Here is a 22,137-nt window from a genome sequence, read left to right as displayed (position 1 = left end):
GAGTATAGAGCGAGGATCACAGGCTTTTCAGGCGCATGTGCACGACCGGAAAGGGCCGGCCTTCACCGTCGAGTTCCGAGCGGCCGATGTCCTCGAAGCCGTAGTGCAGATAGAAACCGTGGGCCTGGGGATTCTGTTCGTTGACATCGACCTTCAGCAACGGACGGCGGACATGGTCGAGCAAGCGCCGGCCGATGCCCTGACCACGCCGGGCCGGGTCGATGAACAGCATCTGCACGGTGTCTTCGTCGGTGGCAATAAAGCCTGCCGGAGAGTTGTCGGGGTTCTCGAAGACCCAGACCTCCAGCGCGGGAAGGTAGGCCTCACGGACCAGCGGGAACAGTCGGTGAATGTCGTCTTCCGGAAGAAAGTCGTGGGTGGCGCGGACGGAACGTTCCCACAGGTCGGCAAGTTGCTGATCGTCCGCGGCAATACGTTTGCGAATGGTCATGGACAAGATCCTTCAGTGTCTGACAGGGAGAAGGGGGGCGATCCTAAACCAGAAAAAAGCCCAAGTGTGTGAAGAATCGTTCTCGCCTGTCGCCCCTTGCCCAGAGCGGATGCTAGTCTTCAACAACGTTGTCTTCAGGGAGCCCTCATGGGCAATCACAAGATCGAAATCCGCCGCACCAACGTCGACAAGATCCTGCTGGCGGCGGAAAAAGTCTTCGCCGAAAAAGGCTTCGGCGGCACCGCCATGGCCGACATCGCCGCCGAAGTGCAGCTGCCGCGTTCCAATCTGCATTACTACTTCTCAACCAAGAGCGAGCTGTACAGCGCCGTGCTGTTCGACCTGCTGGAAGTGTGGAAACAGGACGCGCTGTGCTTCGAGATGTTCGACGATCCCCGTGTAGTGCTCAGCAGCTACATCCGCGCCAAGATGAACCACTCGCGCAGCCGGCCCTACGGCTCGAAAGTCTGGGCCAATGAAATCATCCACGGCGCGCCGACCCTGGGCGAGGCGCTGGATGTCAGCCTGTACGACTGGGCGAAGATGAAAGAAGCGAAGATCCGTCAGTGGGTGGAGGACAAGCGGATTCTGCCGGTGGAGCCTTCGAGCCTGCTCTATATGATCTGGGCGTCGACCCAGCACTATGCCGACTTTGATCATCAGGTGAATATTCTGAATGAGCACCAGCCGTTGTCGGACATGCAGTTCGAGCGGGCTGTGCAGACGGTGACTAGCGTGATTCTGCGGGGGATAGGGTTGGAGCCATGAGGCAAGGGTGCGGCTGCCGGCCTCATCGCTAGCAGGCTAGCTCCCACAGGGAAGTGCATTCCAACAGTGAGAGCTAGCCTGCTAGCGATGGCGGTGGTTCAGGCACCTACATGGTAGGGATTCCTCGGATCATGATTCCAGTCCAGAAACGGCTTCCCTGTCTCCATCGGCACCATCTCGATGCAGTCCGCCACCGGGCAGGTGATCTGGCACAGATTGCACCCTACACACTCATCATCGATCACTTCATATTTGTGCGTGCCATCGGCCTGTTTCAGGCTGCTGATCGCCTGGTGTGAAGTATCCTCGCAGGCGATGTGGCAACGCCCGCAACCGATGCACGCCTCCTGATCAATCTTGGCGATCACCTGATAATTGATGTCCAGGTACTTCCAGTCCGTGGTATTGCCCACCGCACGCCCGGAAAACTCGGCGATGCTGGCGTAACCCTGACTGTCCATCCACCGCGACAGGCCGTCCTTCATTTCCTCGACAATCCGGAAACCATGCAGCATCGCCGCCGTGCACACTTGCACCGCGCCGCTGCCCAGGGCGATAAACTCCGCCGCGTCGCGCCAGCTGCCGATGCCGCCAATGCCGCAGATCGGCAGGCCCTGGGTCTGCGGATCACGGGCGATTTCCGCGACCATGTTCAGCGCGATCGGCTTGACTGCCGAGCCGCAATAACCGCCGTGGGTGCTTTTGCTGCCGACGGTGGGCAGGGCGACCATGTGTTCCAGATCGACGCTGGTGATCGAGTTGATGGTGTTGATCAGCGACACCGCATCGGCGCCACCCCGGTGCGCGGCGCGGGCGGCGACGCGGATGTCGGTGATGTTTGGCGTCAGCTTGACGATCACCGGCAGCGAGCAATAGGTCTTGCACCAGCGCGTGACCTGCTCGACGTACTCCGGCACCTGACCGACCGCCGCACCCATGCCGCGTTCGGGCATGCCGTGGGGGCAGCCGAAGTTCAGCTCGATGCCGTCGGCGCCGGTGGCTTCCACCAGTGGCAGGATGTGTTTCCACGACTCCTCGACGCACGGCACCATCAGCGACACGATCAGCGCGCGGTCCGGCCAGTCCTTCTTCACCTGAGTGATTTCCCGCAGGTTGATCTCCAGCGAGCGGTCGGTGATCAGTTCGATGTTGTTGATGCCCAGCACTTCGCGGTTGGCGCCGTAATGCGCCGAGTAACGCGAAGAGACGTTGACCGCCGCCGGGTCTTCACCCAGGGTTTTCCAGACCACACCGCCCCAGCCGGCCTCGAAGGCGCGCACCACGTTGTAGGCCTTGTCGGTCGGTGGCGCGGAGGCCAGCCAGAACGGGTTGGGGGCTTTGATGCCGGCGAAGACAATCGAGAGATCGGCCATTTACGCAGCCTCCACGTTGAGCATCAGTTGAGCGTTGATCGCCTCGGCGGCGCGCTTGCCGTGTTGCACCGCTTGCACGGTCAGGTCCTGATCGAGGCTGGTGCAGTCGCCGCCGGCATACACGCCGGGGATGCTGGTACGCAGGTTTTCATCGACCTGAATCCGTTCGCCCTGACGCTTGAGTTCGCGGGCCAGCGGGTCGGCGAGGGCGCTGCCATCGAAGGCCTGGCCGATGGCTTTGAAGATCGCATCGGCGGCCAGCTCGAAGGTCTCGCCCGTGGTTTGCAGGCGACCTTCCACGAGATGCGTGCGGGCGAAGCGCATGCCGCGCACCTTGCCCTGAGCGTCGAGCAGCACTTCGTCCGGTTGCGCCCAGGTCAGCAGCCGCACCTGATTGGCCTTGGCGATGTCCTGTTCATGGCCGGTGGCGCCCATGTCCGCCGCGCCACGGCGATACACCAGATTGACGTCGCGGGCGCCGAGGCGGGCCATTTGCACGGCCATGTCGATGGCGGTGTTGCCAGCGCCAAGGACGATGCAGTGCTCGGCCAGCGGCAGTTGCGACAGGTCATCGGCCTGGCGCAGTTCGCGGATGTAATCGGTGGCGGCGAGCAGGCCGGGGGCGTCTTCGTGGGCCAGGCCGAGTTGTTTGCTGGCGTTCAGGCCGAGGCCGAGGAACACCGCGTCGAACTGCTGATGCAGCTCGCTCAAGGTCAGATTCTCACCGAGTTTCTGCCCGTGGCGGATTTCGATGCCGCCGATTTGCAGGAGGAAATCCAGTTCCTTCTGCGCGTAGTCGTCGACCAGTTTGTATTTGGCGATTCCGTATTCGTTGAGCCCGCCAGCCTTCTCCCGCGCTTCGAAAATCACCACGTCATGCCCGTGCATGGCGCTGCGGTGGGCGCAGGACAAACCTGCCGGGCCGGCACCGACCACGGCGATGCGTTTGCCGGTGGCGGTGGCGCGCTGGAACGGGTGCTCGCTGAAGTTTGCGTTGTCCACGGCGTAGCGTTGCAGCAGGCCGATCAGCACCGGTGCGCATTCATGGGCGTTGTTGCGCACGCAGGCTTGCTGGCAGAGGATTTCGGTCGGGCAGACCCGGGCGCAACTGCCGCCGAGGATGTTCGCCGAAAGGATCTTCTGCGCCGCACCGGGCACGTTGTCCTGATGGATATTGCGGATGAACGACGGGATGTCGATCTCGCTCGGGCACGCATTCACGCACGGCGCGTCGTAGCAATACAGGCAGCGCGAGGCTTCCAGATGCGCCTGACGGTCGTTGAGCGGCGGTGCCAGATCAGTGAAATGGCCGGCGAGGGCGGCCGCACTTTCGTGCGGGTGCGGGAGATGGTTCAGGGTCTCGATCACGGTTTTTTGCCTCACGGTTATTTGAGGTTTTCTGCCTCTGTCGGGCAGTGGTTTTTTGTAGTGTCTGAACTGGCTTCATCGCCAGCAGGCTGGCTCCCACATTTGGAATGCGTACACCTGTGGGAGCTAGCTTGCTAGCGAAGGCCGAAGGCCGAAGGCCTGGATTTCAGCGTTTAACCGCAACAGGCCTGTGCAGTTCAGCCCGCTTGCTCAGCAAATCAAACACCGCCGGATACGCCGGCCGTTCGATATACCGGCCCGCCCCACGCTCTGCGCGCAGGTCGCCGTCGGCCCAGACCACTTTCCCCTGGCTGACGGTATGGCTCGGCACACCGCGCACGGTCTTGCCTTCGAAGATGTTGAAGTCCACCTGCTGATGGTGGGTCTTGGCGGAGATGGTGCGGGTGCCTTGCGGGTCCCACAGCACCAGGTCGGCATCGGCGCCGACGCGGATCGCGCCCTTGCGCGGGTAGAGGTTGAAGATTTTCGCAGTGTGGGTGGAGGTGAGGGCGACGAAGTCCTGCATCGACAACCGCCCGGTGTTCACCCCTTCATCCCACAACACCGCCATGCGGTCTTCGATGCCGGCGGTGCCGTTGGGGATCTTGCTGAAGTCGTCGCGGCCGGCGGCTTTCTGCTCGGCGCAGAAGCAGCAATGGTCAGTGGCGGTGGTGTGCAGATTGCCGCTCTGTAGCCCATGCCACAGCGCCTCTTGATGCCCGCGCGGACGGAACGGCGGGCTCATCACGTAACCGGCGGCGGTCTGCCAGTCCGGATGCTGGTAGACGCTGTCGTCCAGCAGCAGATGCCCGGCCAGCACTTCGCCGTAGACCGGTTGGCCCTTGCTGCGGGCGTAGGTGATTTCGTCGAGGGCTTCCTTGGTCGAGACATGCACCAGATACAGCGGCGTGCCGATGGTTTCAGCGATACGGATCGCCCGACTGGCCGCTTCACCTTCCACCTGCGAGGGCCGCGACAGCGGATGCGCTTCCGGCCCGGTGATGCCCTGGGCCATCAACTTGCGCTGCAGGTGATAGACCAGTTCGCCGTTTTCCGCGTGAACGGTCGGTACCGCGCCGAGTTCCAGGCAGCGTTCGAAGCTCGCCACCAGCGTGTCGTCGGCGGCCATGATCGCGTTCTTGTAGGCCATGAAATGCTTGAAGCTGTTGATCCCGTGATGGCTGACCAGCTCGGCCATTTCCTCGCGCACCTGCTCGCTCCACCAGGTGATCGCGACGTGGAAGCCATAATCCGACGCCGACTTCTCCGCCCAGCCGCGCCACTGGTGAAAGGCTTCGAGCAGCGACTGCTGCGGATTGGGAATCACGAAATCGATGATCGACGTGGTGCCGCCGGCCAGGCCTGCTGCGGTGCCGCTGTAGAAGTCTTCGCTGGCCACGGTGCCCATGAACGGGAGTTGCATGTGGGTGTGCGGATCGATGCCGCCGGGCATCAGGTACTGGCCGCTGCCGTCGAGCACTTCGGCGCCAGCGGGAATATCAAGGTTTTCACCAATGGCTTTGATCACGCCGTCAGCGCAATAGACATCGGCGCGGTAACTTTCATCATGGGTAACAACGGTGGCGCCACGGATCAACAGAGACATTCCGAGTTCCTCGCAGGCATGACCGACTTGTGCCGGTTCTAGTGTTTTATTGTTTGCAGTGCCAAATGCGTAATCTTGTCAGCGCTGTCAGGAATAGACGCTAGTCGCAGTTCTGCAATTGATCAAGATTATTTTTTATAAGCTTATGACTGTTTTAACTGACTGATAAATAACGATAAAAATCATAAATCACCAAAATGGTGAGGCACTTCACCATTTTGACGCACTTGACAGGTTGGAAATATGAGCAAGATTTCCTATGTGAAATCAGCCGCTTGAAGTTGAGCTGCGGCTGAGCGCCCACGATGAAAAAAAGTGCAGTGCACCAGATTGAGTCCTGACAGTTCGGACAACTTGCCTGGCATTTAGCCTGAGTGTTCAGTCAAGTTTTCGCGGCCTCACCAGGTGAATAATTAAAACTGATAAACATCAGTTGGTTACAAGAAATGAAAAGCACGGCCCGATGCGAAAGCGGGGCACCCGGCACGTTTATTGATGCCGCCGCTGACACCATGGCCGGTGCATGAAAGTTGTCAGTTCCTCCGGCCATCGTCCGGCTCGCACCTGCGTGTGCAGCCGCCTGATGAGCAAAAAATAATCAGAAGAACAGTGGAGCGGCCATGCAACAGAACAGATCGCAAGTGACCGAGCGCGACGGCTTGTTCGAACTCGAAGCCGGCAGCGACGTCCTCGACAGTCCCCGTTACAACCACGACATGGCACCGACCAAGGTGCGCGAACGAACCTGGAACAAATGGCACATCACCGCGCTGTGGGTCGGCATGTCGATCTGCGTGCCGACCTACACCCTGGGCGGCGTGCTCACCGCGTATTTCGGTTTGACCGTCGGCGAGGCGCTGCTGGCGATTCTGTTCGCGAACATCATCGTGCTCATCCCGCTAACGCTGAATGCTTTCCCCGGCACCAAATACGGCATTCCGTTTCCGGTACTGCTGCGGTCTTCGTTCGGAATTCTCGGCTCCAACGTGCCGTGCCTGATCCGGGCGCTGGTGGCCTGCGGCTGGTTCGGCATCCAGACCATGTTTGGCGGGCTGGCGATCCACCTGTTTCTCGGCTCGATTTTCGAGGGCTGGAAATCCCTCGGCGGCACGGGGGAAGTGATCGGTTTCATGATCTTCTGGACGCTGAACCTGTGGGTGGTGATCCGGGGCGCCGAGTCGATCAAATGGCTGGAAACCCTGTCGGCGCCGCTGCTGGTGGCGGTCGGCATCGGGTTGCTGGTGTGGGCCATGCCGAATGTGTCGATGACTGAACTGCTGGCGATTCCGCCAAAGCGCCCCGAAGGCGCGAGCGTGGTCAGTTACTTCGCCGCCGGGCTGACGGCGATGGTTGGCTTCTGGGCCACCCTGTCGCTGAACATTCCCGACTTCAGCCGCTATGCCCGCAGCCAGAAGGATCAGATCCTCGGGCAAATTTTCGGCCTGCCGCTGACCATGTTCCTGTTCGCCGCACTGGGCGTGGTGATGACCGCCGCGTCAGTGAAACTGGTGGGTGTCAGCGTTTCCGATCCGGTGACTTTGATCGGCCATATCCAGAGCCCGGTGTGGGTCGCGGTGGCCATGGCGCTGATCATCATCGCCACGCTGTCGACCAACACCGCCGCCAACATCGTCTCGCCAACCAACGACTTCCAGAACATCGCGCCCAAGGTCATCAACCGCACCAAGGCTGTGATCCTCACCGGGTTCGTCGGCCTGGCCTTGATGGGCCATGAACTGTTGAAAAAGCTTGGCTGGATCGTCTCCGACCTCAGCCTGGAAACCGTGTATTCGAACTGGCTGCTGGGCTATTCCAGCCTGCTCGGGCCGATCGCCGGGATCATGGTGGTGGACTATTTCCTGATCAAGAAGCAACAACTGGATTTGGCCGGCCTGTATCGCGATGACATCTACCCGGCGTGGAACTGGTCCGGGTTCATCGCGTTCGGCGTGCCGGTGGTGCTGACCCTGCTGTCGCTGGGCAGCAGCGCGTTCAGTTGGTTTTACAGCTACGGCTGGTTCACCGGCTCGGCGCTGGGCGGGTTGATCTATTACGGGTTGTGCGCGATGCGGACCAGCCCGGTCATCGTCAAATCGCCGTTGTAATTCCCATAAGAACTGCCTGAGGAGATCCCCATGAACGCAGCCGTAGACGTTCTGCAATCGACCCATCAGCACATCAACCGCGACCGCTTGTGGGCGTCGCTCATGGAGCTGGCCAAACTCGGCGCCACGGTCAAGGGCGGGGTCTGTCGCCTGGCCCTGACCGACCTCGACCGCCAGGCCCGCGATATTTTCGTGCAGTGGTGCAAGGACGCCGGTTGCAGCGTCACGGTCGATGAAGTCGGCAACATCTTCGCCCGCCGCCCCGGGCGCAATCCGAACCTGCCCCCGGTAATGACCGGCAGCCACATCGACACCCAGCCCACCGGCGGCAAGTTCGACGGTTGCTTCGGCGTGCTGGCCGGGGTCGAAGTGCTGCGCACCCTCAACGACCTGGGCGTGGAAACCGAGGCGCCGCTGGAAGTGGTAGTCTGGACCAACGAAGAAGGCTCGCGCTTTGCCCCGTGCATGATGGGCTCCGGCGTGTTCGCGGAAAAATTCACCCTCGAAGAAACCCTGGCCAAGGTCGATGCCGACGGTGTAACGGTTGGCGAAGCGCTGAACGCCATCGGCTACGCCGGGCCGCGCAAGGTCAGCGGGCACAAGGTCGGCGCCTATTTCGAGGCGCACATCGAGCAAGGCCCGATCCTGGAAGACGAACAGAAAACCATCGGCGTAGTGCTCGGCGCTCTGGGGCAGAAGTGGTTCGACCTGAAACTGCGTGGCGTCGAAGCCCACGCCGGCCCGACCCCGATGCACCTGCGCAAGGACGCATTGGTGGGCGCTTCGGTGATCGTCGGTGCAGTCAACCGTGCCGCCCTCGGCCACCAACCCCACGCTTGCGGCACGGTCGGTTGCCTGCAAGCCTATCCGGGTTCGCGCAACGTCATTCCCGGCGAAGTGCGCATGACCCTCGACTTCCGGCATCTGGAACCGGCGCGCCTCGATTCGATGATCGCGGAGGTCAAGCAAGTCATCGAAACCACCTGCGAAGAACACGGCCTGACCTACGAGCTGACCCCGACCGCCGACTTCCCGCCGCTGTACTTCGAAAAAGGCTGCGTCGAAGCCGTGCGTGGCGCTGCCAAAGGTCTGGGCCTGTCGCACATGGACATCGTCAGCGGCGCCGGCCACGACGCAATCTTCCTCGCCGAACTCGGCCCGGCCGGGATGATCTTCGTGCCATGTGAAGGCGGCATCAGCCACAACGAAATCGAAAACGCCGCGCCGGACGATCTGGCGGCGGGCTGTGCGGTGTTGTTGCGGGCGATGCTGGCGGCTTCGGCGGCGGTGGCGGGAGGACAACAAGCTGCGTGATGTTCATTAATCGTTCATGAAAATGTGCGACGTTGCCGCCCCTGAAATGGAAGCCAGGGACGCGCAATGTCGCCCATCAAAGTCATCACCTCAGGCTCGGCATATCTGGACATCGACGCCTGGGCCTGCTGCATCGCCTACGCCGAACTGCTCAACCTGCAAGGCATTCCCGCCCGCGCCGTCAGTAACGCAAAACCCAATGCCAGTGTTTCGAACACCGTGCTCGGCTGGGGCGCCGTTCTGAACGATTACCGCCCGACATCCAACGACGAGTTCGTGCTGGTCGATGTCTCCGATTACCACCACTTCGACCCGATGGTCGCCCTCGACCGGGTGGTGGAAGTCATCGACCATCATCCGGGTTTCGAAAACCACTGGGCGCAGACGCTCGGATCTGCCGCCGACATCCGCCCGATCGGCGCGGCGGCGACCCAGGTTTTCCAGCGCTGGAAAACCGCAGGTTTGCTGCCGAGGATCAGCGAGCAAAGCGCCGCGCTGCTGGCCACGGCGATTCTGGACAACACGCTGAATTTCACCGGGCAAATGACCACGGCGGCGGACATCGAGGCCTATGCCGAACTCGCACCACACGGGAAACTTACGGCGGACTGGCCCGAGCAGTACTTCCTCGAATGTCAGGCGGCCATCGAATCAGACATGTCTGCTGCATTGGCCGCCGATCTCAAACGCATGAAACCCGAGAGCCGGTTGCCCGAGGTTTTTGCGCAGATGACCGTGTGGGACGCCGATGCATTGATCGAGAAGCATCGCAGCGAGATTTGCCGCTGGATGGGCGGGCAGGGGGACGACTGGTTGTTGAACGTCATCAGCATCAGCCAGCGCACAAGTTGTTTGCTGGCTGAACACATGGTCAGCCAGCAGAAGTTGAGTCGTTTACTGCCGATTGAGTGGCAGGCTGGGTTGGCGATTCTGAAGCCCTCGATCCTGCGCAAAGAGCTATTGAAACTGGGTCTGAGCGTGAACCCGGGCGGGTGAAGTGATTACCCGGGATTGTCGGTTTTACTCGTCGCACTCTTGCGCCGTTCAACGCCAGTCGGGTTGCCAACGTCCAGCAATCGTCTTTCCACCATTACATTTTCAAGCGCCTGACGCTCGGCCGGCGCCATCTCGTGCTCGCGCCTTTTCAGCTCCAGCAGGATGGGGCTGGACCAGGTGCGATAGGTCTGTTCGATGAGGCGGTTGGATGTCATCAGTCTCTCCTTGATCAAGAGCCCGGTGTTTCTGGCAGGGGCTCAATCCGATGAGGTACTAACGTTAGTCGACAAAACGGGAAGGCGCTAATGCCGGCGGTGGAAGCCGACGAGACGAATCGTCGCACCGTCGCTTCCACCGGTCATGCATCAATCGTCGACCTTCATCATCGCCTGCACTCCATCCCAAGCCTCGGCCCGCATCCGCTCGATATCCAGCCCCGGAATCACGCCGTCATCGACCACGATCCTCCCGCCCACCAGGCTGTATTTCACGGCAATCGGCTCACCCGCGACGACCGGTGCGACGGCGCTGTCGTGGAAGCCGTAGAAGCGTGGATGGTCGAGGCTGTAGATCACCAGATCCGCTGCCTGGCCGATTTCCAGTGTACCGACCGCGCCGAGGCCAAGTACTTGCGCGCCGCCGGCCGTGCCCCAGTGGATGACGTCTTCGGCGGTGGTGGCCGAGGCGCCTTGTTCGGCGCGGTGGATCAGCCACGCAGTGTTGGCTTCGCCGACCATGCTTCCGGATTCGTTGGAGGCCACGCCGTCGACACCGAGGGAGATTGGCACACCGGCCTCGTACATCTGCGGGATCGGCGCGACGCCGCTGCCCAGCCGGGCGTTGCTCACCGGGCAGTGGGAGACGCCGGTGCCGGTCTGGGCGAGCATGCGGATTTCCCCCGGTTGCAGATGAACGGCGTGGGCGAACCACACGTCCGGGCCGAGCCATTCGTGTTCGGCGACGAACTCCACCGGCAGGCAGTTGTACTTGTCGCGGCAGAAGTTCACGTAATTCTCGGTTTCCGACAGGTGCGTGTGCAGACGCAGTCCCATGCCTCGGGCGGTGTGCGCCAGTTCGCGCAGCAGCGTCGGCGGCAGCGAGAAGGTCGGCGTGGTTGGCGCCACGACCACACGGCGCAGGGCATCTGGGGTGTCCTGGTGATAGCGGGATTTCAGCCGTTCGAGATCGCCGACCATTTGCTCCAGGGATTCCGGTTGCAGCGCGGTTTTCGAGAAGCCCGGGTGCGCGCTCGCCGACTCCAGCGCGCCGCCACGGCACAGCACGAAACGCAGACCGAATTCCTCGGCAAGGTCGAACAGCAAGTCACCGGTCTCGGTGCTGCCGTGGGCGTGGTAGAGGTAGTGGTGATCGGCGCAAGTGGTGACGCCTGACAGCAGCAGCTCGACCATCCCCAAGCGTGCGGCGATCCGCGCCAGTTGCGGGGTAAAGCGGTTCAGGCGCGGATAGGGCACGCTCGCCAGCCAGCCTTGCAGATCCTGATTCAAGCCTTCGGGCACGGCTTTGAGCAGGTTCTGGAACAGGTGGTGGTGGGTGTTGATCCAGCCCGGATAGACCACCGAGTTACGGGCGTCGATCACTCGTTCACCGGGCTGCGGCTCAAGGTTGGCGGCCATTTCGGCGATGCGGCCGTTGACCACGCGGATGTCCACGGCACCGGCCCGGGCCCGGGGGCCGCGCAGGCCGGTCATCACCGCTACGGGATTTTTGATCAGGATGTTTTGAAGTCGAGTCATGGGCAGCTCCAGTCAAAGGATGTGCGAGGCGGATTTGCCGGGTGTGGTTTCTGGCACGCTGACGCCGTTGAGCGCCGCGTTGAGCAGCACCGACACCAGGCAGGCGATGACCACGCTGCTGTGCAGGAACGGCTGTGACCACTCGGGCAATTGTTTGAACAGGGTCGGGGCGAGCACCGGCACCAGGGCGGCGGCGATGGTGAAACCGACGATCAGCACGTTGTAGCGGTTGCGCTCGTAGTCGACCTTGGCCAGGGTCTGGATGCCCGCCGCGGCGACCACGCCGAACATGGCGATGCCGGCACCGCCCAGTGCCGCGGTCGGCATCGAGGCGATGATCGCCCCGGCCTTCGGTACCAGCGCAATCGAACACATCAGCAGGCCGCTGATCGCCACCACCCAACGGCTACGCACGCCGGTCAGGATCACCAGCCCGACGTTCTCCATGAAGGCTATGAACGGGAACGCGGCGAACATCCCGGCGATGGTGCTGGCCAGGCCATTGGCGCGCAGGCCGTTGATCACCTGCTTGTCGTCGACCGGTTTGTCGACGATGTCGCCGATGGCCACGAACAGGCCCATGGACTCGACCATCTGCACGATCATCACCACCACCATGGTCGCGATGGGGATCAGGCTGAAGGTCGGCAAACCGAAATAGAACGGGTAGGGCACGGTCAGCCACGGCGCGTCCTCGACGCTGTGAAAATTGCCCATGCCCAGAGCGTAAGCCAGACCGGCGCCCACCAGCATGCCGACCAGCACCGCCATGTTGCGCAGCAACGGGCTGCCATAGCGGTTGACCAGCAGGATGGTCAGCAGCACCAGCACCGCCACGGCAAGAAACGCCGGGGCGCCGAAATTGCTCGCGTTGCGCCCGCCGCCGACCCACTCATAGGCAATCGGGAACAGCTGCAGACCGATCACCGTGACGATGCAACCGGTCACCACCGGCGGAAAGAATCGTCGCAAGCGGCCCACGAACGGCGCCATCAGCAGGGTGAAAATCCCCGCGCCGATCACCGCCCCGCAGACCCCGGCGAAACCCACCTCCGGGTTGCTGCCGATGGCGATCACCGGCCCGACGCTGCTGAACGCCACGCCTTGCAGAATCGGCAGGCGCACGCCGAACTTCCAGAAACCGACGGTCTGCAGCAGGGTGGCGATACCCGAGCAGAACAGCGTGGTGCTGATCAGCACCACCGTGTCGGCGTGGGACATCTTCAAGGCACTGGCGACAATCAACGGCACGGCGATGGCGCCGATGTACGAGACGGCCATGTGCTGCAGGCCGAGGGTGAGCATCTGTCGCACCGGCAAGACGCGGTCGACGGGGTGGACGGTGGAGGAGGAACTGGCTGACGACATGGGGAATCACCTCTAGCTGTTGTTATTCGGTACAGAGGGGTATTCGTTCTGTGTGCCCGGAACCGCCATCCACCGGCTCCGATGCCGGGTTTCAGCCGGCCAGGCAGGCGGCGAAGCCCTGGTTCAGCGCCGCCCGATCCAGGTCGCGGCCGATGAACACGATCTTGCTCGAGCGCGGCTCGCTGCCCCACGCGGTAGAGGCGCGGAACTCCACCAGACTGTGCACGCCTTGCAGCACGTAGCGCTGGTCTTCGTTGGCCACCGCCAGCACACCTTTCATGCGGTACAGGTTGTCGGCCTGAGCACTGCGCAACTCGCTGATCCAGCGGTGGAACGCCATCAGGTTGACGGCGCCGTCCACGGCGATGCCCACCGAGGACACGCTCGGGTCGTGTTCGTGATCCGGCTCGTCATGGTCGTGGTGATGCTCGTCGGCGTGATGGTCGTGTTCGGCGCCGATTTCCATCAGCTTCTGCGTGCATTCGAAGGCACCGATGCCGAGGATTTTCGACAGGTCGATCTGCGCATGGGTCGAGGTCACCAGATCCGCCGTGGCGTTCAGGCCACGGATCTTGCCACGCAGCGTTTCCACTTCTTCAGCGCTGACCAGATCGACCTTGTTGATGACGATGCGATCGGCGCAGACGATCTGATCCACCGCCTGATTGTCGACGCCGTCCAGTTGCAGGTCTTCCAGGTGCTGGGCGATGTGTTTGGCATCGACCATGGTCACGATGGCGTCGAGTTCGACTTCCTCGGCAATCGGGTCGTTGATGAAAAAACTCTGGGCCACCGGGTACGGGTCGGCCAGGCCGCTGGTTTCGATCAGGATATGGTCGAGCCGCACCGGGCGCGCCACCAGCTCGCGGACGATGCGCACCAGATCCTCGCGGATTTCGGCAGTGCAGCAGACGCAGCCGTTGACCATTTCGTAGATCTCTTCGGTCTCGGAGCTGAGCACCAGATCGCCGTCGATGCCGACTTCGCCGAACTCGTTTTCGATCACCGCGATCTTGCGGCCATGGTTCTCCTTGAGGATGTAATTGAGCAGGGTGGTTTTGCCGGCACCGAGGAACCCGGTGAGGATGGTGACCGGGATTTTGGTGTTCGGGGTCGGGGCGTTGAAGGGGGTGTTCATGTGAGGCTCCTTGGTAGTGATAGACCGGTGCACGATGAAGGGGAGTGAGGCTGGATTTGGCCGGTGGCCTGCGTTTCACCCCAGCGCAGCGCGACGCCGGCATCGAGGCCGAACAGGTCGAGGACGCGGCCGAGGCTGTGGTCGACCATTTGCGCCAGGCTGTCGGGGCGGGCGTAGAAGGCCGGCACCGGCGGGGCGATGATGCCGCCCATCTCGGTGACGGCGGTCATGTTGCGCAGGTGGGCGAGGGTCAGCGGCGTTTCGCGAGCCATCAACACCAGGGTGCGGCGCTCCTTGAGGGTGACATCGGCGGCGCGGCCGATCAGTCCTGATGAGGTGCCGGTGGCGATCTCCGCCAGGGTGCGCATCGAGCAGGGCGCAACCACCATGCCCAGGCAACGGAACGAACCGCTGGCGATCCCGGCGGCCACGTCGTCGGCGCGGTGGTAATGGCTGGCGAGGGCGGTGACGTCCGCCAGTTTGTAGTCGGTTTCGTGGGCCATGGTCAGCAGCGCGGCGCGGCTGATGATCAGGTGGCTTTCGATGTTCAGCTCGGCCAGCAGCTGCAGCAGGCGCACGCCGTAGATGAACCCGGACGCGCCGCTGATGCCGACTACCATCCGCTGGCAGTTCACGATGGCAAACCGTCGAGCAGTTGCCGGGCGCGCTCGAGCACGTCCTGATCGAGTTGCGCCTTGATCCCGTCGAACCCCGAGCCGCGTGTGGCGTCCAGGCCCATGCGCGAGGTGGTGCCATTGACCGAGGACGACGGGTCCAGCGGGCTGCCGGGCAAACCGTCGATGGTGAAAATGTCGAGGTGCGGCTGGAAGTGTGTGGCCAGTGCCCACAGCACCTGGCTGTCGTCGGTGAGGTCGATATCGCTGTCCACCGCGATCACGGTTTTCAGGTACGGATCCCAGCCGAGCAGGGCCAGCATGATCTGCCGGGCCTCGCCGTCGCGGCTCTGGTCCAGCGCCACGTAACAATGAAAATGCGTGCCGGAATTCGGGTAATGCACGGCGGTGACGGCGGGAAAGCGCGCCTTGAGCTTCTCGCTCATTTCCGCTTCGCGGGGCAGCCGCGCCAGAGTCAGATGCTCGGCGTAGCGCCCGCCCATCACGTCCACCAGCCACGCGTCCTTGCGCCGTAACAGGGTGTCGACGCGCAGCACGTTGTTGGTCGAGCGATCCGAGGAGTAACCGCTGAATTCGCCGAACGGACCTTCTTCGGCATAGGCCGCCGGGTCTATCGCGCCTTCGAGCACGAACTCGGCGTAAGCCGGCACGCCGATGCCGTAGCGCGGAGTCTTCACCAGTTCCAGCGGCGCACCGAACAGCCCGCCGGCCACCGCGCGTTCGTCGCTGCCGTAAGGCAGACGAGCAGCAGCGGCGAGCATGAACAGCGGGTGCGCGCCGACCACCATGGCCACGCGCAGTTCTTCGCCGCGTTCGCGGGCGGTCTGCAACATCCGCCACAGGTGCCCGCGTGAATGCAGGCTGGTGGCCAGGGCCTGACGGGCGTGGCGCATCGAGCGGTGGTAGCTCATGTTGGCGATGCCGGTGAGCGGGTCCTCGGCGATGATGATCGCGTTGGTGATGTAGGGGCCTCGATCACTGTCGAAATGCTTGAGCATCGGCAGCAATGCCAGGTCCAGCGCTTCGCCTTCGAACACCTCGTCGAGCACCGGGCCGGTTTCGACGTAGCGTGGCGGGATCGGCTGGTTGGCGCGGGTCTGGAAGGTTTCGTGCAACTGCGCGGCGCTGACGCCGAACAACCGGGCGATACGCCGGCGGGAGGCGAACAGATTGGTCGCCACCGGCACGCCGAGGTTGCCGACGTGTTCGCAGATCAGCAGCGGGTCGCGGCCCTGGGCGGCGAGGGCATCGACCAGGGCGGTGACGTCCTGATCGGCAGAAAGGGGTTGGGTGACGGTCAGCACATCGTCCGGGTACTGGCGGCGATAGGCGTCGATGAATACGTGAAAATCCTGAGAGTCGCCGAGCGTCGAACGGGTCATGGTTTCACCTCGTAAAAAGCAGGCGCGCAGGGGTGAGGCTGGCGTTCGATCGACAAGCCGTTGGCCTGCCGGTCGAGCGAACGCCGGGTCATCTTCGCGCCTGTAAAGTCGCTGTGTACGGGTTTAGAGGTAGGTCGTGGTCAGACGAATGTCCGCCTCGGCCAGATCCTTGGGCGGCGGGGTCGGTTCGATCCCGCACAACCGGGCGATGTTGTTGCCCAGGTAATCCTCAAGGTGATCCTCGTCGATCCCCAGGCCCTGGGGTGCCGGCGAGCACAACACTTCCAGCTCGCGCAGCCACATGCCCGGTTCGTTCGGCGGCGAATCGGTGCCGAACACGATCTTGTTGCGCGGCAGCTCTTTGGCGAACTCGACGATCCGCGACTGGAAGCACCAGCCGGATTCGCAGTACACGTTCGGCGTGTCCATCGCCATCCAGAACGCCTCGAACGAGTAGTTGCCACCGGTCTGGATGCCGAAGTGACCGATGATGAAATTGACCATCGGGAACTCGCGGATGATCGGGTAGAACATCGTCGGAATGGTGTACGGGCCGTCGCCGGTGTGGATCAGCACCACGATGTTGTACTTGGCGCAGACTTTCATCGCCGGACGCAGCCAGTCCAGCGCCCGGTCCGGGCGATAGCCGTGCATGTTGGCGTGCAGCTTGAGCATCTTGAAGCCGTATTCCTTGATGTGGAATTCCAGCTCTGCCGCGCCGTTTTCCGGTCCCCAGCGCGGGTTGAAATTGAAGTTGCCGATGAAGCGGTCCGGGTACTTCACGCACAGTTCGGCGACGTAGGACATGTAGTCGCGCACGCCCTCGCGGCCACGGCGATTGCCGTCGCGATATCCGGTGTTGCCCGGTGGCGGCTGGATGAAGCCCATGTCGATCCGGCGCGGTTTGCCGTTGATCATGTACGGGCCGTCCATCAGCTTGAGCATGCGCTCGCCGGTGAACGGTTCGCCGGTGTGGCGCCAGGCCTCGTCGACCAGGTTGGTGGGGTGCAGATGGGTGTCGATGATCATCGGTTCAGCTCCTGGCCAGTTGAGTGGTGACGGGGCGCTTGAGTTGCGCCTCTGCTTCGGAAACGGAACGCGGCGGCGGGGACGGCTCAAGGCCGATCATCCGTGCGGTGTTGTTACCCAGGTAATCCTCGAGGGTGTCCTCGTCGAGGTTCAGGCCCTGCGGCGGCTCGTGGCACAGCACTTCGAGCAGGCGCAGCCACATGCCCGGCTCGTTCGGCGGAGTGTCGGTGCCGAACAGGATCTTGTGGGTCGGCAGCACCTTGGCGAACTCGACGATCCGCGATTGCAGGCACCAGCCGGACTCGCAGTAAACGTTGGGCAGCTCCATCGCCCACTGCATCGGTTCAAACACGTAGACGCCGCCGGTCTGCACGCCGAAGTGGGCCATGATGAAATCGACGTTGGGGAATTCCTTGATCATCGGCACCCATTCCGACGGGATGCTGTAAGGCCCGTCGCCGGTGTGCAGCTTGACCGGAATGCCCAGTTCGGCGCATTTCTCGAAGGCCGGGCGCACCCAGTCCAGCGCACGGTCAGGCCGGTAGGCGTGCATGTTGGCCTGCATCTGCACCATCTTGAAACCGTGTTCCTTGACGTAGCGCTCGATCGCCTCGACGCCGTTTTCCACGCCGCAGCGCGGGTTGTAGACGAAGCAGCCGATGAAACGGTCCGGGTAGGTCTGGACCATTTTCAGGGTGTAGGCCATGTAGGCGTCGATGGATTCGCGGCCCGACAGTTCGCCGTCGGTCCAGGTGTAAATGGTGTTGCCCTGCGGTGGCTGGATGAAGGCTTTGTCGATGCGGCGAGGCTTGCCGTTGACCATGTACGGGCCATCCATCATCTCCAGCAGACGCTCGCCGGTGAACGGGTCACCGTCATGCCTCCAGGCGAGGTCCACCAGATCGGTGGGATAGCAGCTGATATCGATGATCATTGAAGTCGATCTCCTGATAGCGGGGAAGGGAGCCTTGCGGCTCACAGCATCCACGTCCCGGGCAATCGGCCGTTTCTATGCGCAGCACTCGCGCATTCCCTCGCCTGTTCGCATCCGGCCCGGGTGGGTGGTTGCTTGAGGCGAGTATTGGAAGGCGGGGGAGGGTTCGTACAATATTAATTGGGTGGGGTGGTGATACTTGTTCGATATGGGCTTGCCAGCCATGGCGTCAGCGTTGGGTATGCATGGCCAACTGTTTGATGACCTCAACCACTGGCGCCACCCGCTCGGCCTGCCCATGGGGCCACACCGCATACAGGTTGTAATGCGCCGCAATCTGCGCCTCGTTCAACGCCACCAGCCGCCCGCTGCGCAACGCATCGGCAGCCAATAATCCACGCACCAGCCCGGCGCCAACGCCAGCCTCGGCAGCCGCAATCAAATTCGCCGCGTTATCAAAAACGACGCGAGCAGCAGGCTCCACCGCCGGCATTCCCGCCGCATCCAGCCACGGAATCCACGACCTGCGCGTGTACCCCAACAGCGGCAGTTCAAGAATCTGCGCCGGGCTCAACGGCAGCTGCAAACCATGCCGTTCAAGGAGCGCCGGAGACGCCACCGCCATCACCCGATCCCCGCAGATCTGCGTCATCTCGCAATCATCCCAATCGCCATAGCCATAGCGCAGCGACAGGTCCACTCGCTCGAACGTGCTGCGATCGCTGCGCGGCATCGACAGGATCGTCACTTCGTAATCCGGCAAGCCGTCGAGCAACTGCGGCAGGCGCGGATTGAGCCAGCTCTGGGCCAGTTCACTGTCTACATCCAGCGTCAGACGCTGGGCCACGCTGCGGTTTTTCACCGAGGACAACGCCCGGTCAATCTGCGCCAGCCCATCCGACAGCACGCTGGCAAACAACTGCCCGGCGTCGGTCAGGTTGCTGCCGCCGCCTTCGCGCACGAACAGCGGCTGGCCGATGAATTCTTCCAGCGCGCGGATCTGCTGGCTGATCGCGCTGTGGGTCAGGTCGAGCTTGCGCGCGGCGCTGGAAAAACTGCCGCTGCGCGCCGCGTGGATGAACGCGCTCATGGACTGCACCGACGGGTATCGCTTGTACATGTTGTTAGTCCTGCTTACACCGGTTGGCAGAAATCGTCGCTGGCCGCGTGTTGCCCGGGCTTCCAATAATCGATGACCAGGCCCGCACAAAGACGGGCCGCTCTTTTGGAGCCTGACAATGATTGCATTCACGGTTAACGGCGAACGACGCGAGCTGGATGAAGCGTCCCCCTCCATGCCCTTGTTATGGGTGTTGCGTGATCAGTTGAAACTCACCGGTACCAAGTTCGGCTGCGGCATGGGCCTGTGCGGTGCCTGCACCGTGCACTTGAACGGCGTCGCGGTGCGTTCCTGCCAGTTGCCGCTGGCCGCCGTCGCGGGCCACAGCATTACCACCATCGAGGGCCTGTCGCCCAGCGAAAACCATCCGCTGCAACTGGCCTGGGTCGCCGAAGATGTGCCGCAATGCGGCTACTGTCAATCCGGGCAGATCATGTCCGCCGCCGCGCTGCTTAACACCGGCGCGCCGGTCAATGACGACTCGATCCGCAACGCCATGTCCGGGAATATCTGCCGCTGCGGCACTTACGGGCGGATCAACAAGGCGATCAAACGTGCGGCGAATGCGCCGAAGGAGGCGTGATGAGCCTCGTCGAAAATGCCGGTTTTGAACTGTCGCGTCGGGTGTTTCTAAAGCAGACGGTGACGGTGGCGTCCGGCCTGGCGATTGCGCTGTATCTGCCATCCGGTGCGGCTGCGACTGAACCGAAAACCTCGGCCACTGAATTCGAACCCAACGCCTGGGTGCGGGTGCTGCCCGACGGCACGGTGAAACTGGTGGTGCACAAGCATGATTCCGGCACCGGAACCCAGACCGCACTGGCCGCGTGTGTGGCCGAGGAGCTGGATGTGAACCCGATGACCGTGCAGGTCATCACCCCGGAAGATCCGTTCTTTGAAACCTACATTCATCCGGTCTGGAAAGTCTTCTCCACCGGCGGCAGCACCAGTGTGTCGCTGGAATACGATCGCCTGCGCATGGCCGGCGCCACGGCGCGGGCGCTGCTGATCAGCGCGGCGGCGCAGCAGTGGAAAGTCAGCCCCGACAGCTGCTCCACCGAAGAAGGCCGGGTCGTGCATGCCTCGAGCAAATGCAGCCTCGGCTACGGCGAACTGGCCGGCGCGGCGGCGCATCTGCCGGCGCCGGCCAATGTCACGCTGAAGGATCCGTCGCAGTTCAAATACATCGGCAAGTTGCGCCACAAACGCGATGCGGCGGCCAAGGTGTGCGGGCGTTTCAAGTACAGCATCGACGTGCAGTTGCCGGGGATGCTGGTGGCGGTGATTCAACGTGCGCCGGTAGTGGGCGCCAAGGTTGTCGCGGTGGATTCGGCAGCCGCGTTGCAGGTGCCGGGCGTGCGCAAGGTGATCGCGGTTCCGGGGCGGCCGGACGTACTCGGCGGTAACCTCGAAGGCGTCGCGGTGTTGGCCGAAACGTTCTGGGCCGCTCAGCAGGGACGCAAGTTGCTGGAGGTCAAATGGAGCGACTCGCCGCTGGCCAGCTTCGACAGTGCCGAGCTGCCCAAGGCACAGGTCGCAGCGATCAGCGATCCGGCAACGCAAACCGTCAAAGCCATGGCCCAGGGCGATGTCGCCGGGCAATGGCCGGGTGCGGCGAAGCTGCTCGAAGCCGATTACACGATGCCCTACAAGGTGCAAAACCCGCTGGAACCGATCTGCATCACCGCGCAGGTCAAGGACAAGGCGATCACCTATTGGGGCGGCGTGCAGGTGCCGTCGTCGGCGCTGGAAGCGGCGCAGACCGTGTGCGGCATCGGCAAGGACAAGGTCACCATCCATGAGCTGGTGTCCGGCGGCAGCTTCGGTGCGCGGGAAGCCAAATACTGGTTGTTTGAAGTCGCGTATCTGGCGCAGCAGAGCGGCGTGCCGGTGAAACTGCTCAACAGCCGCGAAGACGAAATGCACGCGCTGTTCAATCACCCGGCGACCTTGCACCGGGTAAAAGGCGCGCTGGATGCCCAGGGCAAACTAACCGCGCTGCAACTGCATGCAGTATCGCCGGCCTCGCCGGAGCAGTGGGAACCGGGCTATTTCGAGCGCCCGGATCACATGGATTACAGCACCACCGAAGCGATCACCGCGTGGGATTTCGCCTACCGTCCGCCGCACCTGGAGCTGAACTGGGTCAAGCACGAAAGCCATGTGCCCAGCGGCTGGTATCGCTCCGTAAGTTTCATTCCCAATGTGTTTGCCGTGGAAAGCTTTATGGATGAACTGGCCCATGCGGCCGGTGAAGATCCGCTGGCGTTCCGGCTGGCCAACATGCAGGAGCGGCCACGGCATGTCGCGGTGTTGAAACAGGCAGCCGAACGCGCCGGTTGGGGCCAGAAACTGCCGCCGGATACAGCGCTGGGGATCGCCACCAATCAGGGCTACACCAGTTTTATCGCCGTGGTGGCGCGGGTTGCGAAAGTCGATGGCAAGGCGCGGATCGAGAAGCTGACCTGTGTGGTCGACTGCGGATTGGCGGTGTCGCCGGGCGGGGTCGAAGAGCAGATATATGGCGGACTGATGTGGGGCTTGGGTCATGCACTGTTCGATCGTCTCGACATCCAGCAGGGCAGGGTCGTGCAGAGCAACTTCCACGACTATCGCGTCACGCGCATGTCGGACATGCCGCCGGTGGACATCCTCGTGCTCGATGGCCAACCGGACAAACCGGGCGGCGTCGGTGAGCTGGGCAGCCCGTCGGTGGTTCCCGCGATTGCCAATGCGCTGTTCAGCCTGACCGGGGTGCGTCAGCGTTCCACGCCACTGAACCTGGGGTAAGCCGCC

At 62.7% G+C, this 22,137-nt stretch carries 19 protein-coding genes; 6 read left to right on the top strand and 13 right to left on the bottom strand.

The annotated features are described in order from the left end of the window. Window positions 1-16 precede the first annotated feature (16 nt). The gene (locus tag DLD99_RS17375; protein WP_114883879.1) at window positions 17-451 is read right to left on the bottom strand and encodes a GNAT family N-acetyltransferase; all 435 of its coding nucleotides are present in this window, start codon (window positions 449-451) and stop codon (window positions 17-19) included. A gap of 147 nt (window positions 452-598) precedes the next feature. Here DLD99_RS17375 and DLD99_RS17370 point away from each other — a divergent pair, with 147 nt between their 5' ends. Further along, window positions 599-1,219 (top strand): TetR/AcrR family transcriptional regulator, encoded by a 621-nt coding sequence (locus tag DLD99_RS17370; protein ID WP_007952885.1) that lies wholly within the window; start codon window positions 599-601, stop codon window positions 1,217-1,219. Window positions 1,220-1,317: 98 nt separating this feature from the next. Here DLD99_RS17370 and preA read toward each other — a convergent pair whose 3' ends face one another. The 3 genes from preA to hydA all read right to left on the bottom strand — a co-directional run bounded on the left by preA (window position 1,318) and on the right by hydA (window position 5,566). Next, window positions 1,318-2,592, bottom strand: a complete 1,275-nt coding sequence (gene preA / locus DLD99_RS17365) for an NAD-dependent dihydropyrimidine dehydrogenase subunit PreA (RefSeq protein WP_114883877.1) — start codon at window positions 2,590-2,592, stop codon at window positions 1,318-1,320. Beyond that, window positions 2,593-3,960, bottom strand: a complete 1,368-nt coding sequence (locus DLD99_RS17360; RefSeq protein WP_114883875.1) for an NAD(P)-dependent oxidoreductase — start codon at window positions 3,958-3,960, stop codon at window positions 2,593-2,595. Window positions 3,961-4,126: 166 nt separating this feature from the next. Further along, on the bottom strand, window positions 4,127-5,566 hold the full coding sequence (gene hydA / locus DLD99_RS17355) for a dihydropyrimidinase (protein ID WP_114883873.1): 1,440 nt from the start codon (window positions 5,564-5,566) through the stop codon (window positions 4,127-4,129). Window positions 5,567-6,186: 620 nt separating this feature from the next. Between hydA and DLD99_RS17350 the strand changes: the two genes are divergently transcribed. The 3 genes from DLD99_RS17350 to DLD99_RS17340 all read left to right on the top strand — a co-directional run bounded on the left by DLD99_RS17350 (window position 6,187) and on the right by DLD99_RS17340 (window position 9,981). Next, window positions 6,187-7,671 carry an NCS1 family nucleobase:cation symporter-1 gene (locus DLD99_RS17350; protein WP_114883871.1) on the top strand — a complete coding sequence of 495 codons (1,485 nt, stop codon included), beginning with the start codon at window positions 6,187-6,189 and terminating at the stop codon, window positions 7,669-7,671. 30 nt (window positions 7,672-7,701) lie between these two features. After that, complete coding sequence (locus DLD99_RS17345; protein WP_114883869.1) at window positions 7,702-8,985, top strand: Zn-dependent hydrolase; 1,284 nt, start codon at window positions 7,702-7,704, stop codon at window positions 8,983-8,985. 75 nt (window positions 8,986-9,060) lie between these two features. Beyond that, the gene (locus DLD99_RS17340; protein ID WP_208647535.1) at window positions 9,061-9,981 is read left to right on the top strand and encodes a DHH family phosphoesterase; all 921 of its coding nucleotides are present in this window, start codon (window positions 9,061-9,063) and stop codon (window positions 9,979-9,981) included. Between the two features lie 5 nt (window positions 9,982-9,986). Here DLD99_RS17340 and DLD99_RS17335 read toward each other — a convergent pair whose 3' ends face one another. From DLD99_RS17335 to DLD99_RS17295, 9 genes are all read right to left on the bottom strand, one after another. Then, a complete protein-coding gene (locus DLD99_RS17335; protein ID WP_114883865.1) occupies window positions 9,987-10,196 on the bottom strand; it encodes a hypothetical protein in 210 nt (69 codons plus the stop codon). 150 nt (window positions 10,197-10,346) lie between these two features. Further along, window positions 10,347-11,735, bottom strand: a complete 1,389-nt coding sequence (locus tag DLD99_RS17330; protein ID WP_114883863.1) for an amidohydrolase family protein — start codon at window positions 11,733-11,735, stop codon at window positions 10,347-10,349. 12 nt (window positions 11,736-11,747) lie between these two features. Further along, window positions 11,748-13,103 (bottom strand): nucleobase:cation symporter-2 family protein, encoded by a 1,356-nt coding sequence (locus DLD99_RS17325; RefSeq protein WP_114883861.1) that lies wholly within the window; start codon window positions 13,101-13,103, stop codon window positions 11,748-11,750. Between the two features lie 91 nt (window positions 13,104-13,194). Next, window positions 13,195-14,241, bottom strand: coding sequence for a CobW family GTP-binding protein (locus DLD99_RS17320; protein ID WP_114883859.1), 1,047 nt, complete (start codon window positions 14,239-14,241; stop codon window positions 13,195-13,197). Next, on the bottom strand, window positions 14,238-14,861 hold the full coding sequence (locus tag DLD99_RS17315) for a UbiX family flavin prenyltransferase (protein WP_114883858.1): 624 nt from the start codon (window positions 14,859-14,861) through the stop codon (window positions 14,238-14,240). The genes DLD99_RS17320 and DLD99_RS17315 overlap by 4 nt, the downstream gene beginning before the upstream one ends. 11 nt (window positions 14,862-14,872) lie before the next feature. Beyond that, complete coding sequence (locus tag DLD99_RS17310; RefSeq protein ID WP_114883856.1) at window positions 14,873-16,258, bottom strand: UbiD family decarboxylase; 1,386 nt, start codon at window positions 16,256-16,258, stop codon at window positions 14,873-14,875. 123 nt (window positions 16,259-16,381) lie between these two features. Then, a complete protein-coding gene (locus tag DLD99_RS17305) occupies window positions 16,382-17,287 on the bottom strand; it encodes an amidohydrolase family protein (RefSeq protein WP_007952854.1) in 906 nt (301 codons plus the stop codon). 4 nt (window positions 17,288-17,291) lie between these two features. Further along, a complete protein-coding gene (locus DLD99_RS17300) occupies window positions 17,292-18,221 on the bottom strand; it encodes an amidohydrolase family protein (protein WP_007952852.1) in 930 nt (309 codons plus the stop codon). 229 nt (window positions 18,222-18,450) lie between these two features. Then, a complete protein-coding gene (locus DLD99_RS17295) occupies window positions 18,451-19,341 on the bottom strand; it encodes a LysR substrate-binding domain-containing protein (RefSeq protein ID WP_114883854.1) in 891 nt (296 codons plus the stop codon). Window positions 19,342-19,459: 118 nt separating this feature from the next. Here DLD99_RS17295 and DLD99_RS17290 point away from each other — a divergent pair, with 118 nt between their 5' ends. Both DLD99_RS17290 and DLD99_RS17285 read left to right on the top strand, forming a co-directional pair. Continuing rightward, complete coding sequence (locus DLD99_RS17290) at window positions 19,460-19,924, top strand: (2Fe-2S)-binding protein (RefSeq protein WP_085602752.1); 465 nt, start codon at window positions 19,460-19,462, stop codon at window positions 19,922-19,924. Further along, window positions 19,924-22,131 carry a xanthine dehydrogenase family protein molybdopterin-binding subunit gene (locus DLD99_RS17285; protein ID WP_114883852.1) on the top strand — a complete coding sequence of 736 codons (2,208 nt, stop codon included), beginning with the start codon at window positions 19,924-19,926 and terminating at the stop codon, window positions 22,129-22,131. The genes DLD99_RS17290 and DLD99_RS17285 overlap by 1 nt, the downstream gene beginning before the upstream one ends. Window positions 22,132-22,137 lie beyond the last annotated feature (6 nt).

The sequence above is a fragment of the Pseudomonas kribbensis genome (assembly GCF_003352185.1).
GTDB lineage: Bacteria > Pseudomonadota > Gammaproteobacteria > Pseudomonadales > Pseudomonadaceae > Aquipseudomonas > Aquipseudomonas kribbensis.
The sequence above is the reverse complement of the archived record's forward strand: the minus strand, read 5'-3'. Positions and strand labels throughout refer to the sequence as shown.

Coding starts and splice junctions, on each gene's coding strand:
- DLD99_RS17375 (WP_114883879.1), bottom strand. CDS start 451: ATGACCATTCGCAAACGTATTGCCGCGGACGATCAGCAACTTGCCGAC.
- DLD99_RS17370 (WP_007952885.1), top strand. CDS start 599: ATGGGCAATCACAAGATCGAAATCCGCCGCACCAACGTCGACAAGATC.
- preA (WP_114883877.1), bottom strand. CDS start 2,592: ATGGCCGATCTCTCGATTGTCTTCGCCGGCATCAAAGCCCCCAACCCG.
- hydA (WP_114883873.1), bottom strand. CDS start 5,566: ATGTCTCTGTTGATCCGTGGCGCCACCGTTGTTACCCATGATGAAAGT.
- DLD99_RS17350 (WP_114883871.1), top strand. CDS start 6,187: ATGCAACAGAACAGATCGCAAGTGACCGAGCGCGACGGCTTGTTCGAA.
- DLD99_RS17345 (WP_114883869.1), top strand. CDS start 7,702: ATGAACGCAGCCGTAGACGTTCTGCAATCGACCCATCAGCACATCAAC.
- DLD99_RS17335 (WP_114883865.1), bottom strand. CDS start 10,196: ATGACATCCAACCGCCTCATCGAACAGACCTATCGCACCTGGTCCAGC.
- DLD99_RS17330 (WP_114883863.1), bottom strand. CDS start 11,735: ATGACTCGACTTCAAAACATCCTGATCAAAAATCCCGTAGCGGTGATG.
- DLD99_RS17325 (WP_114883861.1), bottom strand. CDS start 13,103: ATGTCGTCAGCCAGTTCCTCCTCCACCGTCCACCCCGTCGACCGCGTC.
- DLD99_RS17320 (WP_114883859.1), bottom strand. CDS start 14,241: ATGAACACCCCCTTCAACGCCCCGACCCCGAACACCAAAATCCCGGTC.
- DLD99_RS17315 (WP_114883858.1), bottom strand. CDS start 14,861: ATGGTAGTCGGCATCAGCGGCGCGTCCGGGTTCATCTACGGCGTGCGC.
- DLD99_RS17310 (WP_114883856.1), bottom strand. CDS start 16,258: ATGACCCGTTCGACGCTCGGCGACTCTCAGGATTTTCACGTATTCATC.
- DLD99_RS17305 (WP_007952854.1), bottom strand. CDS start 17,287: ATGATCATCGACACCCATCTGCACCCCACCAACCTGGTCGACGAGGCC.
- DLD99_RS17300 (WP_007952852.1), bottom strand. CDS start 18,221: ATGATCATCGATATCAGCTGCTATCCCACCGATCTGGTGGACCTCGCC.
- DLD99_RS17295 (WP_114883854.1), bottom strand. CDS start 19,341: ATGTACAAGCGATACCCGTCGGTGCAGTCCATGAGCGCGTTCATCCAC.
- DLD99_RS17290 (WP_085602752.1), top strand. CDS start 19,460: ATGATTGCATTCACGGTTAACGGCGAACGACGCGAGCTGGATGAAGCG.
- DLD99_RS17285 (WP_114883852.1), top strand. CDS start 19,924: ATGAGCCTCGTCGAAAATGCCGGTTTTGAACTGTCGCGTCGGGTGTTT.